Origin of the sequence: Chitinophaga sp. OAE865 (genome assembly GCF_040546735.1) — a bacterium.
In the GTDB taxonomy this organism is placed as follows: domain Bacteria; phylum Bacteroidota; class Bacteroidia; order Chitinophagales; family Chitinophagaceae; genus Chitinophaga; species Chitinophaga polysaccharea_A.
The window spans coordinates 273,652-290,009 of record NZ_JBEPOF010000001.1 but is presented as its reverse complement, the minus strand read 5'-3'; the positions used below and the strand labels follow the sequence as shown (position 1 = coordinate 290,009).

The following is a 16,358-nucleotide window of genomic DNA, read 5'->3' as shown; positions in this document are numbered from 1 at the left end:
GTACAGAATGATCCTAAGAAAGTACAAATTATTTACCCGCTTCCGCCTGATCTTTGTTGTACAAAATTTCACACAAATGGAAAATAACGCTATCGCATTTCTGTTGTTCCGGCTGGCAGTAGCCGCCAGTATGTTTGGCCACGGCCTGGTAAGGCTTCCCAAGCTGAATGGCTTCAGCGCCTGGATGATTAAAAGCTTTGAGAAATCTATGCTGCCAGACCTGCTGGTGGTACCATTCAGCTATGTATTGCCTATTGCCGAATTTGTAATCGGGCTGTTGCTCCTGGTGGGCTTATTTACCAGGGTCTCCCTTATTGCCGGCGGGGCGGTAATGGTGCTTCTCATATTTGGAACTGCTATGATCGAAAACTGGGAAGCATTGCCCTCCCAGCTGATCCATGCCGCTTTCTTCGCAGTACTGCTGGCTTTTATTCAATACAACACTATTGCGGTTGATCATCTCATAAAAAAATAATGACTACACGAAAAGAATTCCTGAGAACAGCCGGCCTGGCGGGCCTGGCAGGTATAGTGCTTCCTGGAACGGCACTGGCACAAACCAAAGCAGCCCCGGCAGCCGCAACTGGTCCCGGATGGGCAGATGGTTCCCGGCTGGTAGTATCTGTGTCTATGCAGTTTGAAGCCGGGGGGCAGCCGGACCGGCCCGAGAGCCCATTCCCACAGAATATGCTGAAAGGCTATAAGGATCTTCCTGCGGCCACCTGGTACGCGTATGGCTACACGGAAGGCATTCCCCGTATGCTCGATAACTGGGATAAGCATGGCATCAAAGTAACCTCGCATATGGTAGGCAGCGCTGTGGAAAAACATCCTGCGCTGGCCAGGGAAATTGTACAACGTGGGCATGAAGCCGCAGCACATGGACGCGACTGGTCATCGCAGTACATGCTGCCCTATGAAGAGGAAAAAAAGTTCATTGCAGATGGCGTGGAAGCTGTAAGGAAAGCCACCGGCGTTACCCCGGTAGGATATAACGCCAACTGGCTGCGCCGGGGCGATAATACCCTTAATATCCTGCAGGAACTGGGTTTCCTGTATCATATAGATGACCTGAGCCGCGATGAGCCGTTTATTACAAAAGTGAATGGGAGCGACTTTGTAGTAGTGCCCTATACTTTGCGCTGCAATGACATACAGCTGGTAGCAGGGCAGTGGTTCTCTTCCGATCAGTTCCTGCAACAGATAAAAATGGAATTCGATCAGCTGTATGAAGAGTCTGCCCGCCGCAAACGGATGATGTCCATTAGCTTTCACGACAGGATCGGCGGTACCCCGCAACTGGTGAAAGCCACCAGCGAGTTGTTTGCCTATATGCAGAAACATGCAGGCGTGGCGTTTAAAAGAAAGGATGATATAGCGAAGATGGCGCTGGCGGATAAGGGAACAGTCAGGGAGTAAGGTATGAAGTTAAATAAGAGAGACAGGTATCATTTGCCTGTCTTTTTTTATTTAATTTCACACAAAGCAACATCCAATGCCAGAAAGGAAAGCACGCCAGGAAAGGATCATTTTTAACAGCCTGTTGGATCAGTATCTCTACCAGGGTTTGCCGGTAGACAGTATTGATGCGAAAACCGCCTTTACCATTCACAACCTGAAGGATATTCATTATGAGCTGCCCTATACTTCTATCGTATACCGTACCAATTTCTTTTCTTTTGTTTTTGTGAAAGATGCCATCGGCCGGTATACTACCGATGAACAAACTTTTAACACTTCTCCCGGAACTATTTATTTTACTAACCCGGGGCATTTTAAGTCGTTCGAATGGCAGCAGATCAATGATGTGCACCTGGTTACCCTCAGTGAATCTTTTCTCAAGGAAAATGTACATCCGAAGATCTTTGAGGAGTTCCCTTTTCTTCTTGCGGAAACTGTACCGCCCAGAACCCTGCAACCGGAGGTGTTTGCGGAGTTTGAACAATTATACCTGCAGATAGAAAAGGAATATTTATCCTCTTCCACATACAGAACAAGGATGATAGGCAACCTGTTTGTAGTACTGCTGCTGAAGATCAAAGAATATTTCTGGGAAGATTATAACCCCATCTATGAAGGGAACCGCAGCTCGCAGATCGTGAAACAGTTTAAAAGGACGCTGGAGCAGCATTACCGCGACCTGGTAAGTGGCAAGGCCGACAAAGTATTCAGGGTACAGGATTATGCGGACGCCCAGCACCTGCATCCCAATTATCTCAGTAACGTGATCAAAAGCAAAACAGGGAAACCTATAGGTACCTGGATTTCAGAAAAGACCATTACAGAAGCCCGCTCACTGCTGCAGCATTCCCCTGCATCCATCAAGGAAATTGCCAGCCAGCTGGGATTTACGGAAGCTACCCATTTCAGTAATTACTTCAAGAAACAAACCGGCATTTCCCCGGTGCTTTACAGGAAACAGCATGCATCTTAGAAATTTGTAACTATTAGTGTAATTCTTATACTTTTCCGGGCAACCGTTGGCTCATCTTTGTGTTATCAAATTAAAACACAAAAATATGAGCACTTTAAAAGATAAGATCATCCTGGTTACCGGTTCTTCCAGGGGCATTGGCGCTGAAATAGCCCGGCAGCTGGCCGCTGCAGGCGCAAAAGTGATCGTTAACTATGCAGGCGGCAAAGATGCAGCACAGCAGGTAGTAAACGGCATTAAACAGCAAGGCGGCGATGCCATTGCGCTTCAGGCCGATGTAAGTAAAAGCAGTGAGGTAAAAGCCCTGTTTGATGCAGCCATTGCACATTATGGCCGCATAGATGTACTGGTGAACAATGCCGGCATCATGATCACCAAACTGATCAAAGATACTTCCGATGAAGACTTCTCCCGTCAGTTCGATATCAATGTAAGAGGTACTTTCAACACCATGAGGGAAGCGGCCACCCGCCTGGCAGATAACGGCAGCGTCATTAACTTCTCCACCTCTGTAAACCGTATAATGCTGCCTGCCTATGCCACCTATGTAGCCACTAAAGCAGCAGTGGAACAGCTCACCCGCGTATTCTCCAAAGAGGTAGGCACCCGGGGCATTAATGTAAACTCCGTTTCACCCGGCCCAACCGATACGGAGTTATTTACCAATGGCAAATCTGAAGAACTGATCGCACGGCTGGCATCTCTTTCTGCTTTCAACCGTATTGGCGAGCCTCACGATATTGCCCGCGTAGTGGTATTCCTCGCCAGCGACGACGCCAAATGGATCAATGCCCAGAATATCGGTGTAAATGGTGGTATGGCCTGATCATTCAATATCATCTCTCAAAAAAAATAAATGCAAATATCATGAACAGCTTAAAGAACAAAGTGGCGCTGATCACAGGATCAGCAAGAGGGCTCGGTAAAGCCATTGCAGAACGTTATGCCGCCCTGGGCGCCGATATAGTAGTGAATTACTCAAAAGACAAAGCATCTGCAGATGAAGTATTAAGCAACATCACTGCTATGGGTGCGCGCGTAATCGCCGTACAGGCAGACGTTAGTAAGGTAGCCGATCTTGAGAAACTGTTTACAGCAGCAAAAGAAGCCTTTGGTAAAATTGATATCGTAGTAGCCAATGCCGGCATAGAAATGGTAGAAGTACCGGTAACGGAATTTACAGAAGAGCAGTTCGACAAAGTATTTTCCATTAACACAAAAGGCACTTACTTCACTATGCAACAGGCCGCAAAACATGTGGAAAATAATGGCCGTATTATTTACATTGCTTCCAGCACCACTTCTTTCCCCGTACCCGGTATGGCCGTTTATGGAGGCAGCAAAACCACTCCAAGATACCTGGTAGATATTTTATCCAAAGAGATCGGACATAAAGGAATTACCGTAAATTCGATTATCCCATTCGCGGTAGATCACTCCGGTATTTTTGCTGACCCCTCAGCTTATCCTGAACTGAGAAAACAATTACTGGATAGCTGCCCTATGGGAAGGCTCGCAGAGGTAGAAGATGTGGCTAACCTGGCTGAGTTTTTTGCGAGCGATTTATCCTCTTTTGTTTCCGGCCAGCACCTGCTGGTAAACGGAGGAGCCACCAATTAAAAATCTATTGTTATGATACTTAAAGTACTCAATGCCGCCCTGATTATTTTTACCGTGTTTATGGGCCTGAAACAAGGCCTGGCCATGATCGGCCAGAAACCGGAAATGATCGCCATGTTCAGCCGCTGGCATTTCAGCAAAACAGCCATCATTATTAACGGTGTAATTACGGTGTTGAGTGCTTTAATGATCCTGTATCCCAGGACATTCTTACTGGGCAACTTCCTGATGGCAGCCTCTATCCTGATGATTATCTGCTTTTCATTATACGGCAGGGATCTGAAGGGAGCAGCTATAGAAGTACCCTTCTTTCTCCTGAATCTTGTTATCATCTATCTACAACACCCGCTCGCAAAATGAAAACCTTATTATTGATCATCACAGCCCTCTTTGTGCAGCAAAACAAACCTAGTATGAATACAGATAAACTTACCAACGCCACCGTGAAGCAGGCGGTAAATGCCCTTCAAACAAATGACAGCAAAGCATGGTTTGCTTTATTCACTGATAAGGCAGCACTGTATGATGACGGGAATAAGATGGATTTTAAAGCATTCTGGCAGAAGGCAATAGGGCATGAACGCTTTACCAGTATCGACAAAGTGGAGAACAACGGACTGGATGTATATGGCCGCTTTCATAGCGACCAGTGGGGTGATTTCAAAACCTATTTTAAATTTCATATTGATAAGGATGGTAAGATCAACAGGCTGGATATAGGACAGGCGGAATATTAGGGTAATGGCACTTCAAAAAGTGGTTTATAGATAGTATCTGTAGAAGATTTTTTCAGGATGGTAATTTTATCGCACAAAAAAGAGTGATGATAATCAAAGCCGGACAGGTTTATTCCGTTCAGCTTATTATGTGGGATATCTTTCACTATTGTCAGGTGTGGTGTTATTTTTTGGGGTTTATGCTTAGGCTTAAACGCATTGAACAGCCACTTATGCAATTCTGTTATTGGATAAGGATAACGGATTTTTAAAACGAGTGAATCTGACGTATACCCATGCCGGAAAATATCATATCCATTCAACTCAATTTCAAAGCGGGCCAGCCCGCATATTTCAACTGCTTTTTTTACCAGCTTAATGATTTCCGTATCTGCTTCTTCGCAGTTTAGTTTTAGCAAAGAAATATGCGCTTTTAGGAATTGGTCGCTTTTAGCGCCTGGGATCAGGTTGTAAAGCTCGTGCTCCAGAAGTTTAACAGCATCTGTTATATTTTGGGGCGGAGAGATGATAATGAAATAGGAGACCATTTTGGAAGGAATGGAGTCCGGTGGAAAAAGTGGCAGCTGATCAGGATTATGGCGGCGTGGCATAACAGGGATAACAAAATGCGCGTAGGGTTGGTTTAGCCGGCTATTTATATAAAATAGCAGCCTGATATGAAAGAACTGTTATACATTTATAATGTACGCCCGTTTGTTGGCATCTTACTGTATGGATACTCCCGGGTTTCGCCGTATATGCCCCGTATTTAAGCCGTATTTGCGCCGCATATTAGCCGATCCTTTAGGCGGTTGGTTGGCTTATTGTTGTTTTACCGCCTGGTAAAGTATAGGGATGGTCTGAAGGAGAGACGGCGATAGTATACATGAGCCTTTAACAGTGAAGATGGGATATGTAATCATTGATGTTATACCCTAAAGGGTATAAATGAGAAGACTCTAAGTTAATTTATACCCTTTAAGGTATAATTATTCTAATTTTGGTTATTAAACATAAGCATTGTGAAAACATATCGGATCATTACCGATGAAGCTGCGTGCTATCCGGTACCATTTTACCCTCCTTCGCACCAGACTCGGTTATAATCCAGACTGGCGACCACCAATACATAGCCTCTTTTATACTTAATATGTCACCTTTCTCAAATTCAAACATACCCTTAAGGAGATCATTTCCATCCGCAAATAATACAGATCCCCCCGATCGATTATTTAGATAAATAACAGGCAATATAATTTTCTGTTTACCTCCAGCTTTCTTTAGAATGGCCTTCCAGTTTATCTGGAGTTTTTTTATTTTGTCGGCTAACGGAAGCAAAGAAAGCGGAGTCGAGTAGGAAAGTGAAATACTGTCCAATTCATTCTTTTTGAAAGACAATTTAATCAATGTAATATATGAACAATCAGGGCAACTTTCTTTTCTGAGTTCTTTTCTCTCTGAATCAATCAGATCCAACAATTTAGATATTTCTGGCTCTGATTCGGAATATTTTTGAGCTACTGTAGTTTTAATCAAACACAAAAAGCAAAGCAATAATCCTGTAAATATCTTTCGACTTTTTTTGAGTTCCCCCATACACTACTACAATAAGATCCTGATAAGATAAAAGATATTGAGTTGTTTAATCGACTTCTAAAACGGTCGGTTTTTCCCTGCAAATCTTTTTATATGTACCGAAAGGTTAAGATACCTTGTAACCCTTTCTTTTTCAGTAATCACGTCTTCACCAAACTGATCAATATATACTGACGCGTCATCAGCAGACTGGAACAATACTGACCCATTATCTCTTTCCTTCATATAGTAAACTGTAATAATTGCTTTTCTATTTCTGATATTGTCATCAAAGACTTTTTTCCAGTTAATCCGTAAGATCTTTAATGTATCTACCACTTTGTAAAGATCGCGTGGGGATGAATCAGAGGTCTTAACTACTTTCAATTTTTCACTGTTGTCAAAATCAAGCATTATTCGGAAGATGTATGAAAATTCATCATATTTTCCTTTTGTTAATGGGGCTATCAGAGAATCCAATGTTTTGTAAAACTTTACCTTTGCTTTAGGTTCTTCAGTTTTAGATTGAGCAAAGGCCCCATAAGAAAGAATGGAAAGGAAAGAGCTGATTATTATGTCAGATAGCTTCATATATTACGCTGCTGCTGGGTTCAACCAATTTAATACATATCCCTCGAACAAGTACACTGGTCGGAGAGATACGCATGGAAATAAAATTAAATTTATCATCACTAAAACCAGGTTATTAAGCATAAGCTATAGTTTCATGTTATCTTACATCAGTGGAATGGAATTTATTTCAAAAACAAACGTTTTTGTGATGTACATTACATTTTCCGAAGAATGGTGTTAATTCAATCCGACATTATTTTATAACTCGACCGTATTGAATTGCGAAAGTTCTGGGCAAAATATAGACACTGCTTGCATCATTATTATTATTAAAGTTAAAGAGATCATCTACTTGGTAGTGTGTAATATTTGGCACTTCATCGATGCTATCATCTGGGCGTATTGAAACTACGATTATCAATTCACTAGCTTTTTTAATATTAGCCCTAAATAACTTAGACCAGTTTATATCTGAATAATTTTTTATATTAAATAGGCCAGAATCCAATCCAGATGGGGATCTCGAAGAGGAGGCGATTTGCGTGAGCACATAGTCGTGGGCAAACGTGAATTTTATTGAAAAACATGCAGAGTTTTTTCTTTCTTTAAAATCAGCCGGGAGTTTGACCAACTTCGATATTGTTTTCTCAATTTTTTTTACTTCAGTGGTATTAAATTTATTCTGCGCGTGAACGGGATTTATAAGAAAAATAATTGCATTCACGATCAGTATATTATGAATAATGTATTTAACTAGTTTCATAGCATTCCAATTTAAGTTTAGTTAAGTATCAATCTATTTTGAACACCTTGTTCCTTTTTTATGGGACTGATCATATTCATCTCCTAATAACAGTAGCTTGTTGGCCTCAGCAGGTTTCATTGCTTTCCATGAAGCCCCGTCTTGTAAGCCCTCCCAGGCTAATGCTTTAGAGTCATCCTCAGGGAGTGTAGGAAATATTGCTCGAAGGGCTGAAGCGATTTCCTTCACGTATCTATCAGCCATTAAATTATGTTGAACATATTCAGAAAAGCTTAATCTATTGGCGCCAGTAGAAACGCCTTTGGCATCATACATAGCATGAACAGCTTCGTGCAAAATGGTTGCTGTTATGAATTCTTTAGATGAATTTGGTAGTGTAATGTTATTTAGCGTAATCTCAATGTCATAGCGACTAACTGTTTCAGTTTGCGCAGAAGTTGATTTAGCCAATGCTGCTTCTTTAAAGGTTATATCAAAACCGTCTGTACCAGAGAATAAATTATTGAATGTGGTAGTTATTTCATTCTTTAATCCTTTATCAAGGGCTAGCCTTATTGCTTCAGATAAGCATTGATTAGTAATTTGATCTGTTTTAATTTCTTTGATAGAATTCTTTCCTGCTCCTGTAGATGTACTTCCCCCGCCACCACCAATAGGAATTGGATTATTAGGAGTAACCGGCCCTCCAGGCTTGGGCAGTACAGGTTCTGAGGGGAATGGTATATCAGTACCAGGGGTACTTGGAGTACGCGATCCTGGTGCGGTCACTTCCACTGCAGGAAGGTCAATTTCAAAGGCTGGATCATCGTCATCCACGCCTGCTGGTTTTTTCTTTGGCTTCGGCGGATCTATGGGATCATCCACCATCAAAGCCCGTGATTTGTATTTCAGGTTACCAGTCACAAGGCCATCTTTAAAACGTCTGCCCCTGAGAGGAACGTTCTCAAACGGATCAAAAATAATTATGTCACCGGTAAAATCCTCATTGGTCACAAATTGCCTCATGTTTTCATCTCTATCCCTACCTTTTGCAGCCAGATATGCTTTACCTGGCCGTATTTCCTGAATAGCTCCCAAGATAATCCCATTTGAATCTTTCTGAAACAAAATGTCCCGGTAGCCGACAGGAAGATAATAATCGATTAATGGAACTTTTAAAATACTCGATTTGTCTTGAAACTTAAAAAACTGGGCATTTCCCCAATCCGGAGTTCCAGGATTACGGTGTTGCAGGATTATCGGCTGAATACCTGATGGTCCGAGTGAAAGCCAGTTCTTCGCCTCTTCAATCGAAATATCGGTTGGCCGATTTTGAGTTAATTCAGAAGTTTCTTTTTGGCAGCTAGACATAGCTAAAACCAAAAGAACAAGCGCAGCCACGTACGACTTGAGGGGTTGCATAACAATCTTAATCATCGTTAAGGAGGGGTGGGTTAATTAAAAGACCATTCTCAAACAATATTTGCATCAAAATAACTTATTTCGACTGATATGGACAAAATGGATCATACAAATTAACATACTAGATAAATTTATTGCATTTGGGACTATTGCTATAAGAAATAGGATTGGGCCTGCTCCTATTCTCGACATGTGTACAGTTGTGCTGTATTAGGTTGCAAGAAGGAAATACTTTCTATCGCATCAGCAAAGCCCTGAAGGTTATTTATACAAACAATTAGTTAATTTCTCTTTGCCGTTCTTGCCACTGAAACACACGTCCAGTAATGAAAAACGCCCAACTTCAGTAAGACTGAAATTGGGCGAATAAACGTTTTTGTAGCCTCAACAGGGATCGAACCTGTATCTAAAGTTTAGGAAACTTCTATTCTATCCATTGAACTATGAGGCCATCACTTTTTAACCCAAATCCTGGGATCGGGTGGCAAAAGTAAGGGTTTTAAATTAATATTTAAAGACTTTCTATATCTACTTTTCCACCGGCCGGGGCATAGATGCTGTCGATCTCCTTTTTGAATTTCTCCAGGATCACCTTCCGCTTTGTCTTCAGGGTAGGGGTAAGCTCGCCCCCGTCTACCGTCCATTCATGGGGGAGGAGCAGGTATTTTTTCACCTGTTCAATATGGCTGAAAAACTGGTTGTATTTATCTACCGCCTGTTTATAGAGGTCCTGTACATCCGGGTTTTTTATCAGCTCCTCATTGGAGGTGGCGGTAATACCCCGCTTTTGCGCCCAGTTGCGGAGGTTGCTGAAGGCAGGAACGATGAGTGCTGCTGTGAATTTACGGTCTTCCCCAACAATCATGATCTGTTCAATGTAGGGCGATTCCTTGAATTTGTTTTCGATAGGCTGTGGTGCCACAAATTTGCCGCCGGAGGTTTTAAACAGTTCCTTTTTCCGGTCGGTTATTTTCAGGAATTTATTGTCGATTATAACCCCTATATCGCCGGTGTGGAACCAGCCGTCTTTAATGGCATCTGCTGTAAGATCGGGACGTTTGTAGTAGCCTATGGTTACATTGGGGCCTTTACAGAGAATTTCCCCGTCTTCTGCAAGCTTAACCTCTACGCCGCTGATAATAGGCCCTACGGTGCCAAACATGCGGTCTTCCACATTGATGCGGTTTACGCTGATCACGGGCGATGTTTCAGTGAGGCCGTAACCTTCCATAATAGGTATACCGCCGGCGGTAAAGATCTTTAGCAGGCGCACCTGGCAGGCGGCGGCGCCGTTTACAACGGCCTGGATATTGCCACCCAGGGCGGCCCGCCATTTACTGAAAACCAGTTTATTGGCCAGTTTGAGCTGAAGGTTATACCAGGCCCCCTGATCCTTATTGATTTCATACCGTTTACCAATGTCTACCGCCCAAAAGAACAGGGCCCTTTTAATGCCTTTAAGCTCCAGGCCGGTAGTCATGATCTTTTCATATACCTTTTCCAGCAGCCGGGGCACGGTGGTAAAGATGGTGGGCTTTACTTCTTTCAGGTTGTCGCCGATGGTTTCCATATTCTCCGCGTAGTAAACCGGTACGCCGGAGCAGAGATACAGGTAGGTGACCATCCTTTCAAATATGTGGTTCAATGGAAGAAAGCTGAGGGCTTTGGCCTCTTTATTAACGGGCAGATAGGGCTGACAGGCCAGTACATTGCTCATAATGTTATGGTGACTGAGCATTACGCCTTTGGGCGTGCCGGTAGTACCTGAGGTATAAATAATGGTGACCAGTTCTTCCGGGGAAATATTTTTCTTTATCTCGTTAATCTGTTCAAAATCGGCAGTATCGGCCATTTCGGGGATTTCCGACCAGTGGCGCGCGCCTTCTGTTTTATTAAAGGTGAATATTTCGCGGATGGTGGGGAATTTGTCCCTCATGGAGATAACCTTAGCGAGCAGGTCTTTATCGCTTACAAAAAGGATGCGCGCTTCCGCATCATTCAATACATAAGCCAGTTCAGTTTCACTGATGGTCGGGTAAATGGGGGTAAGCACGGCGCCCAGTTGCTGGCATGCCAGGTCGGTAATGATCCATTCCGGCCTGTTGGGTGAAATGATGGCTATTTTATCCTTTTCCTCGTTCTTTTTAATGCCCGGCCTGATGCCCAGTTTGAGCAGGCCGGAACTGAATCTGAGAGTAAGGTCGGCTACTTCCTTTGTACTGTACTTTTGCCATTGCCCGTTTTCTTTGCCCGCCAGCATATCTTCTTTGGGATAATTGGCTAACTGGTAGGAAATCACATCAAATAGTCGTTGCGGTTGGTCCATGCTGCTGTAATTTTGTTTTGGCTAAATATCAGATACGTGTGTGCTGTTTTTGTTCTTTCAGTTTTTCATATTCTTCCAGGGCATTCCCGAAGGAATCTTTGTGATAGGCATTAAAATATTGGAAAGCCAGTGCAATGCCCCATCCAAGCGCAGGCCATATGGGCCAGGGAGTACCATGTGTTTTATCACTGTCTGTCAGAAACCATACTGCCCATAGTCCCAGGTTAACCACGAGATAAATGATCAGGTGGGACTTAAATCCAGCCCTGGCTTTTGCGATGCGCCAAAGTCGGTTATCTCTTTCTTGAGTTGTTTCCATGGAAGTAAGTTTTAGGTACCGGTGTTGTACTAAATTTAAGCATTTTATTGGCTTAATGCAGAAAAAAACGGAAAAAACAGGCTTAGCGGTTAGCCCTGATATCGAAGGAGATGTTTACCTGTGAATTGATGAGTTTATCCTGTAAGGATTTATCTGCGCGATAGCTGATACCCCACTGGGTACGGTCTATATTGAAGTTGGCGATTGCCGCAATACTATTGTCTTTGAAGGTTACCCTGGCAGGGAAGGAGATGTTTTTGGTAACGGATTTAAGGGTAAGGTTCCCTTTGATAATATGGGTGGCATTCCTGAGTGTAAGCTCATCGCCGTCTGACGGATGAAAAGGAGTTACTTCCGTGATCTCGAAGGTAGCGGCAGGATATTTTTTTACATCAAAAAACATTTCTCCCTTCAGCTCAGTTTCCAGTTTGCGCTTCATTGCGGAATCAGCTGCCAGGTCAATATCCTGGAGTGAATGCATATTGATGATAAACTGACCGCCGGTAATGAGGCTGTCTTTTACGTATAATGCGCCGCCGGCCAGTTTCAGGGAGCCATGATGTTTACCGGTGGGTTTGGTGCCTATCCATTTCACAATGCTGGCAGCGGTATCCGGAAGATACGCGTTGCCGGTACCCGCCTGCACCGTTTGTGCATCGGTGATCCTGGCTTTATCGGCTTTAGGCGCCTGTTCACATGCAATGATGCCACAGGCCATTATGAGCATTATACATAAACATCTTTTCATAAATACTTATATACTTTAAAACAAGCGCCCGGTTAGGAAGGGCGCTTGTTGATATATTCCTTATTCCGCCAGTTCCCGGTTGCCTACCCACACAAACCGCTTCACAATAAATTCCTGGTTGGTAAAACTGGCATTACCTGCAGGGTTACCACCGGTAACATGAAAGTCAGAAAAAGCAGCGTGCTGGTTTACCCAGATGAACCCGGTAAGATTAAAAGATACGGGAGTAAAAACGCTGTTCATCTCTTCCGTTATTTTTTCTTTGGCAGATGGATCTGTGGTATATGCCCCACAGGTGATGGCACCGTATTTCTGGGCCATTTGTTTGGCCAGCTGTATACTGTGTGCGGTGTCCCTGGTTTTAATGATGAGGATCACCGGGCCGAAAAGTTCTTTTTCATAGATGGAAGTATCGGCGCTGGTCACCTCCACAATAGTGGGGGCGCATACCCTGGCGTTGGAGAACTCTTCATTCACTACCGGGGTACCTTCCAGGATCACTTTACCGCCGAGGTGGCGCGCTTCTTTTGCACGGGCCAGGGTGCTGTCGTTTTGTATGGCTCCAAGTGTGCCGGCTCCCATTTTCGGATGGTTTACCAGGCCTACTACTGCTTCCTTGAATTTTTGCACTACCTCATTGAAGGGTACCTGCCCATTGGCAGTTTTGATGCCTTGTTCGGGGATAAAAAAGTTCTGCGGCGCAGTACACATCTGCCCGGAATATAAGCTCACAGAAAATGCAAGGTTCTGAATAACTGCGTCAAGGTCGGTAACACTGTCGAGGATCACTGAGTTAACGCCTGCTTTTTCCGTAAATACTGTTTTGCCCGGTAATGATTCCACGTAGTTGCCAAAGGCGCTGCCGCCTGTATAATCGATCAGTTTCACGTCCGGATGCCCGCACAATTCTTTTGCGATCAGGTGGTCGGTGCTGTCGGCTGCCAACTGGCACAGATGGGGATCGTAGCCGTTGTCACGAAGCGATTGCTGAATGGCGCTCAGTGCAATGGCAATAGGCAGCACAGCTTTCGGATGTGGCTTCACAATCACCGGGTTGCCGGTGATCAGGTCGGCATATACGCCGGGAAGTGTATTCCACACCGGGAAAGTAGAGCAGCCAATCACTACGCCGGGGCCTTTGGGTATAGGTTTGAATGTTTTATAAAGTTTAATGCTGGTTTTGCCCATCGGCTTTTCCCAGGTTACGGAGGGCGGGTACCGCTGCAGTTCATGATAACCGGTGGCAATGGCTTCCAGGGCACGTTCGCTGGCATGCGGACCGGAGGCCTGGAAGCTCATCATAAAGCTCTGGCCGGTGGTATGCATAGTGGCGTTGGCAATATCAAAGAAGTAGTCCTTTATTCTTTCCAGCGTTTCTGTGAGAATACCGGCTCTTTCTGCCACGGGTACTTTTGCCCAGCCTTTGCCGGCTTCTGTGGCTTTCTTTAACAGGTCGCCCACGGGAAAAACAGGGTAGGTAACGCCCAGCACCTCAAGGGTATAAGGCGACATTTCCTCTCCGCTCCAGCTGGTTTCGCCGGTTTGCAGTAACTGTTTGAAAGGCTTTCCCAGCAATTGCTGATAGCTCTGTACGCCTTTTGCATGAGCCTCTTCACCGTAAGCTTTGGGGTGCTCCGGGTATTGCGAATAGAAAGTTCGTTCGTGGTTCGCCTTTACAGCATTGTCGATAATGTTTTGGTGTTTGTTAACGAGCATATTCAGATTTTGAGATTTACAATTTACGGATTTAGTCATTCAGTTGCTACAGCAACTAATTGGCCAAACCGGTAAATCAAAAAATATCTAAATACTAATACCCGGAATTGATCAGCGTAAACCTTCCATCGTTGTAATATTCATCAGGTTTCGGCTTTAACGGATTGCTGCGCTGAAATTTCAGGAAAGCATCATAATCAGTTTTGTGTAATCCCACCCACGCCTTGTAGCTGGCCTGGTTGGCACTGGGGCCAAACAGCCACTGGTTATACGATTCAAACATTCCTTCCCGTAACAACCGGCGCTGGTAATCGAAAAGGGCGTATGGATATTTCATACCGTAAAAGTTATACCAGTCCAGCAGGAAACGGGTACGTACCATGATCAGTGCATCAGGGTCTATTCCCCCGGTTACCACACTGATCTGTTTACCCATACAAGCTTTATATGCCTCTACAAATTCGTTGCCGCCCTTTCTGCCTTTCTTGTCTTCCGGTAACGCGCTTTCAAACAGGGAAGGATCATTGAATAATTTTTTATAAGATTCCAGTACTATATTCCTGATTTCCGCGGTGCGTGTGGTGAAACTTTCCATATTCATGAAGGTTTCTCCATACAGGATGCACCACAGGGGGTTATTGCTGAAGTCGTATGTTTTGGTGGCATTGTAGTAATTTCCGGGAAACCCTGGATCCTGTTCAATGCCTTTGATCCAGCTGCGAAGCGCCCCGTCGTACATTTTGAAATTCATCAGCAGTGTACCGTTATCATTGTATAACTCCCCGCTGTTGGGAAATTTTTTGATAGCCCGCTCATACATACGCTGTGCGGTTTTCCATTCTTCTCTTCCCACGTAGATGTTCCCCGCTATCTGGAACACCTGTACATCTGCCTCCCTGCTGCTGAGCAACGGTTCAATCACGGTCTTTGCTTTTACCAGGTCGCCTTTCAGGTAGTAAGTAAAACCCAGTTGTTTTTTCAGTTCAAAATTGTCCGGTTCAAGCTGCAATGCCTGGTTCAGCACCAGTATGGCATTGGAATAATCCCCGCTACGAATAAAGCCGGTAGCTGTGTTATACAACTCTTTGGCATCCTGTGCAACTGCAACCTGTGAAAATAAAACTCCCGCAACAAAAAGTGCTTTCAATAAAGAAGACCGTATGTTCATCCCTGTCTGTCGTTTGCTGTAAAAGTAAGGAAAATGGGGTAATGTGCCACCCATCAATCTGTGGGCAGGAAGACAGAAGGAATATCTTCTCTATATTATTTTAAATTATCATTCGAGTCCAGGATGTCTTTATTAAAAAATATAATACCAACCCAGAAAACAAGTACGGCTACGGCCAGCCATGTAGTAGCATCAGTACCTTCGGCTATAGCCCGCGCACTGATGGTGTTTTCTGTCCTCCTAAAATTGAGGGCAAATGGAATAATACCAAGCAAAGCATTGGATAGAAAGGTAAATACCAGGCTGCGCGACCGGTAGTAGAGCCATGACAGGAAAGCAGTAACAGGTAGGTAAAGCAGCATACTGGTGGGATAAATATAAGGCGTTACAGCTATGAGTGAAGCTGTGACAACAGAGGTAGTTGGCGGGTACCTTTTTAATAAGCCGTTTAATATAACGCCACGGAAAACAAATTCCTGCATGGCCGGGATCAGCAGAACAAATACCAGGCAGTACATTATTTTTTTATGTATCATATGCCAGCGGCCATCCCAGGTGAAAGAAAGTTCTCCTATAAAGAATCGTAGAAAGATCAGCTGGAAATATAGCGCTGGCACAATAACCAGCAACATCCAGAGGTTATTGCCCCTGGGAATATATAGCGACAGGCCCATTCCGGGGCCATGTGCTTTTTGACGATGAACCACAAGGTAACTGGTTATCAGCAAAAGCGGAAGCGTTACATCCAGCAGGTATGTAGTATAAATCAACTCAAAAGGGATATAGCCACTGAGGTAGTAAAAAGAGAAATGGATAGCATTACTTAACAGGAACAGTACGAGTGCTACTAACCATGCTTGTTTCATAGAAGGATAAGTGGGGATATCCACTTCCTGGATATCCTGGAGCAAATCAGGATTTGGGTGCGTAGGCATAGGTGTAAGGGTTCAGATGATGGGATAAGGGGTTGGTTCCCACCCATGTGGGAACCAGGGGTGC

18 protein-coding genes and 1 tRNA gene are annotated in these 16,358 nt (G+C 44.1%); 7 read left to right on the top strand and 12 right to left on the bottom strand.

The window, feature by feature from the left end; all coding sequences use genetic code 11:
- The first annotated feature begins 7 nt into the window (after positions 1-7).
- The 7 genes from ABIE50_RS01180 to ABIE50_RS01150 all read left to right on the top strand — a co-directional run bounded on the left by ABIE50_RS01180 (position 8) and on the right by ABIE50_RS01150 (position 4,791).
- A complete protein-coding gene (locus ABIE50_RS01180; RefSeq protein WP_354027834.1) occupies positions 8-475 on the top strand; it encodes a DoxX family membrane protein in 468 nt (155 codons plus the stop codon).
- Entirely contained in the window at positions 475-1,419 is a 945-nt protein-coding gene (locus tag ABIE50_RS01175; RefSeq protein WP_209856743.1) for a polysaccharide deacetylase family protein, read from the top strand. The genes ABIE50_RS01180 and ABIE50_RS01175 overlap by 1 nt, the downstream gene beginning before the upstream one ends.
- A gap of 76 nt (positions 1,420-1,495) precedes the next feature.
- Complete coding sequence (locus tag ABIE50_RS01170) at positions 1,496-2,434, top strand: AraC family transcriptional regulator (protein WP_209856745.1); 939 nt, start codon at positions 1,496-1,498, stop codon at positions 2,432-2,434.
- An 85-nt stretch (positions 2,435-2,519) separates the two neighbouring features.
- Positions 2,520-3,260: an SDR family oxidoreductase gene (locus ABIE50_RS01165; protein ID WP_209856748.1), complete on the top strand. Its 741-nt coding sequence runs from the start codon at positions 2,520-2,522 to the stop codon at positions 3,258-3,260.
- A 41-nt stretch (positions 3,261-3,301) separates the two neighbouring features.
- Positions 3,302-4,054 carry an SDR family oxidoreductase gene (locus ABIE50_RS01160; RefSeq protein WP_209856750.1) on the top strand — a complete coding sequence of 251 codons (753 nt, stop codon included), beginning with the start codon at positions 3,302-3,304 and terminating at the stop codon, positions 4,052-4,054.
- A gap of 12 nt (positions 4,055-4,066) precedes the next feature.
- Positions 4,067-4,414 (top strand): hypothetical protein, encoded by a 348-nt coding sequence (locus tag ABIE50_RS01155; RefSeq protein WP_209856752.1) that lies wholly within the window; start codon positions 4,067-4,069, stop codon positions 4,412-4,414.
- A 53-nt stretch (positions 4,415-4,467) separates the two neighbouring features.
- A complete protein-coding gene (locus ABIE50_RS01150; RefSeq protein ID WP_209856754.1) occupies positions 4,468-4,791 on the top strand; it encodes a hypothetical protein in 324 nt (107 codons plus the stop codon).
- On the opposite strand, the gene ABIE50_RS01145 is transcribed toward ABIE50_RS01150, so the two are convergent.
- The 12 genes from ABIE50_RS01145 to ABIE50_RS01090 all read right to left on the bottom strand — a co-directional run bounded on the left by ABIE50_RS01145 (position 4,788) and on the right by ABIE50_RS01090 (position 16,294).
- Positions 4,788-5,318: a 2'-5' RNA ligase family protein gene (locus tag ABIE50_RS01145; protein WP_354028278.1), complete on the bottom strand. Its 531-nt coding sequence runs from the start codon at positions 5,316-5,318 to the stop codon at positions 4,788-4,790. The genes ABIE50_RS01150 and ABIE50_RS01145 overlap by 4 nt on opposite strands.
- Positions 5,319-5,811: 493 nt before the next feature.
- Entirely contained in the window at positions 5,812-6,366 is a 555-nt protein-coding gene (locus ABIE50_RS01140) for a hypothetical protein (RefSeq protein WP_209856758.1), read from the bottom strand.
- Between the two features lie 57 nt (positions 6,367-6,423).
- On the bottom strand, positions 6,424-6,936 hold the full coding sequence (locus ABIE50_RS01135) for a hypothetical protein (protein ID WP_209856760.1): 513 nt from the start codon (positions 6,934-6,936) through the stop codon (positions 6,424-6,426).
- Positions 6,937-7,171: 235 nt separating this feature from the next.
- A complete protein-coding gene (locus ABIE50_RS01130; protein ID WP_209856762.1) occupies positions 7,172-7,681 on the bottom strand; it encodes a hypothetical protein in 510 nt (169 codons plus the stop codon).
- Between the two features lie 33 nt (positions 7,682-7,714).
- A complete protein-coding gene (locus tag ABIE50_RS01125) occupies positions 7,715-9,097 on the bottom strand; it encodes a hypothetical protein (RefSeq protein ID WP_209856764.1) in 1,383 nt (460 codons plus the stop codon).
- 364 nt (positions 9,098-9,461) lie between these two features.
- A tRNA-Arg gene (locus ABIE50_RS01120) sits at positions 9,462-9,533 on the bottom strand.
- 60 nt (positions 9,534-9,593) lie between these two features.
- Positions 9,594-11,408 carry an AMP-dependent synthetase/ligase gene (locus tag ABIE50_RS01115; protein WP_209856766.1) on the bottom strand — a complete coding sequence of 605 codons (1,815 nt, stop codon included), beginning with the start codon at positions 11,406-11,408 and terminating at the stop codon, positions 9,594-9,596.
- Between the two features lie 28 nt (positions 11,409-11,436).
- On the bottom strand, positions 11,437-11,727 hold the full coding sequence (locus ABIE50_RS01110; protein WP_142685565.1) for a 2TM domain-containing protein: 291 nt from the start codon (positions 11,725-11,727) through the stop codon (positions 11,437-11,439).
- Positions 11,728-11,809: 82 nt separating this feature from the next.
- Positions 11,810-12,475, bottom strand: coding sequence for a YceI family protein (locus ABIE50_RS01105; RefSeq protein WP_209856768.1), 666 nt, complete (start codon positions 12,473-12,475; stop codon positions 11,810-11,812).
- A gap of 60 nt (positions 12,476-12,535) precedes the next feature.
- Complete coding sequence (paaN, locus tag ABIE50_RS01100) at positions 12,536-14,191, bottom strand: phenylacetic acid degradation protein PaaN (protein ID WP_209856770.1); 1,656 nt, start codon at positions 14,189-14,191, stop codon at positions 12,536-12,538.
- 94 nt (positions 14,192-14,285) lie between these two features.
- Positions 14,286-15,359 (bottom strand): tetratricopeptide repeat protein, encoded by a 1,074-nt coding sequence (locus tag ABIE50_RS01095; protein WP_185937214.1) that lies wholly within the window; start codon positions 15,357-15,359, stop codon positions 14,286-14,288.
- A 95-nt stretch (positions 15,360-15,454) separates the two neighbouring features.
- A complete protein-coding gene (locus ABIE50_RS01090; RefSeq protein WP_209856772.1) occupies positions 15,455-16,294 on the bottom strand; it encodes a CPBP family glutamic-type intramembrane protease in 840 nt (279 codons plus the stop codon).
- Positions 16,295-16,358: the final 64 nt, after the last annotated feature.

Coding starts and splice junctions, on each gene's coding strand:
- ABIE50_RS01180 (WP_354027834.1), top strand. CDS start 8: ATGATCCTAAGAAAGTACAAATTATTTACCCGCTTCCGCCTGATCTTT.
- ABIE50_RS01175 (WP_209856743.1), top strand. CDS start 475: ATGACTACACGAAAAGAATTCCTGAGAACAGCCGGCCTGGCGGGCCTG.
- ABIE50_RS01170 (WP_209856745.1), top strand. CDS start 1,496: ATGCCAGAAAGGAAAGCACGCCAGGAAAGGATCATTTTTAACAGCCTG.
- ABIE50_RS01165 (WP_209856748.1), top strand. CDS start 2,520: ATGAGCACTTTAAAAGATAAGATCATCCTGGTTACCGGTTCTTCCAGG.
- ABIE50_RS01160 (WP_209856750.1), top strand. CDS start 3,302: ATGAACAGCTTAAAGAACAAAGTGGCGCTGATCACAGGATCAGCAAGA.
- ABIE50_RS01155 (WP_209856752.1), top strand. CDS start 4,067: ATGATACTTAAAGTACTCAATGCCGCCCTGATTATTTTTACCGTGTTT.
- ABIE50_RS01150 (WP_209856754.1), top strand. CDS start 4,468: ATGAATACAGATAAACTTACCAACGCCACCGTGAAGCAGGCGGTAAAT.
- ABIE50_RS01145 (WP_354028278.1), bottom strand. CDS start 5,318: ATGGTCTCCTATTTCATTATCATCTCTCCGCCCCAAAATATAACAGAT.
- ABIE50_RS01140 (WP_209856758.1), bottom strand. CDS start 6,366: ATGGGGGAACTCAAAAAAAGTCGAAAGATATTTACAGGATTATTGCTT.
- ABIE50_RS01135 (WP_209856760.1), bottom strand. CDS start 6,936: ATGAAGCTATCTGACATAATAATCAGCTCTTTCCTTTCCATTCTTTCT.
- ABIE50_RS01130 (WP_209856762.1), bottom strand. CDS start 7,681: ATGAAACTAGTTAAATACATTATTCATAATATACTGATCGTGAATGCA.
- ABIE50_RS01125 (WP_209856764.1), bottom strand. CDS start 9,097: ATGATTAAGATTGTTATGCAACCCCTCAAGTCGTACGTGGCTGCGCTT.
- ABIE50_RS01115 (WP_209856766.1), bottom strand. CDS start 11,408: ATGGACCAACCGCAACGACTATTTGATGTGATTTCCTACCAGTTAGCC.
- ABIE50_RS01110 (WP_142685565.1), bottom strand. CDS start 11,727: ATGGAAACAACTCAAGAAAGAGATAACCGACTTTGGCGCATCGCAAAA.
- ABIE50_RS01105 (WP_209856768.1), bottom strand. CDS start 12,475: ATGAAAAGATGTTTATGTATAATGCTCATAATGGCCTGTGGCATCATT.
- paaN (WP_209856770.1), bottom strand. CDS start 14,191: ATGCTCGTTAACAAACACCAAAACATTATCGACAATGCTGTAAAGGCG.
- ABIE50_RS01095 (WP_185937214.1), bottom strand. CDS start 15,359: ATGAACATACGGTCTTCTTTATTGAAAGCACTTTTTGTTGCGGGAGTT.
- ABIE50_RS01090 (WP_209856772.1), bottom strand. CDS start 16,294: ATGCCTACGCACCCAAATCCTGATTTGCTCCAGGATATCCAGGAAGTG.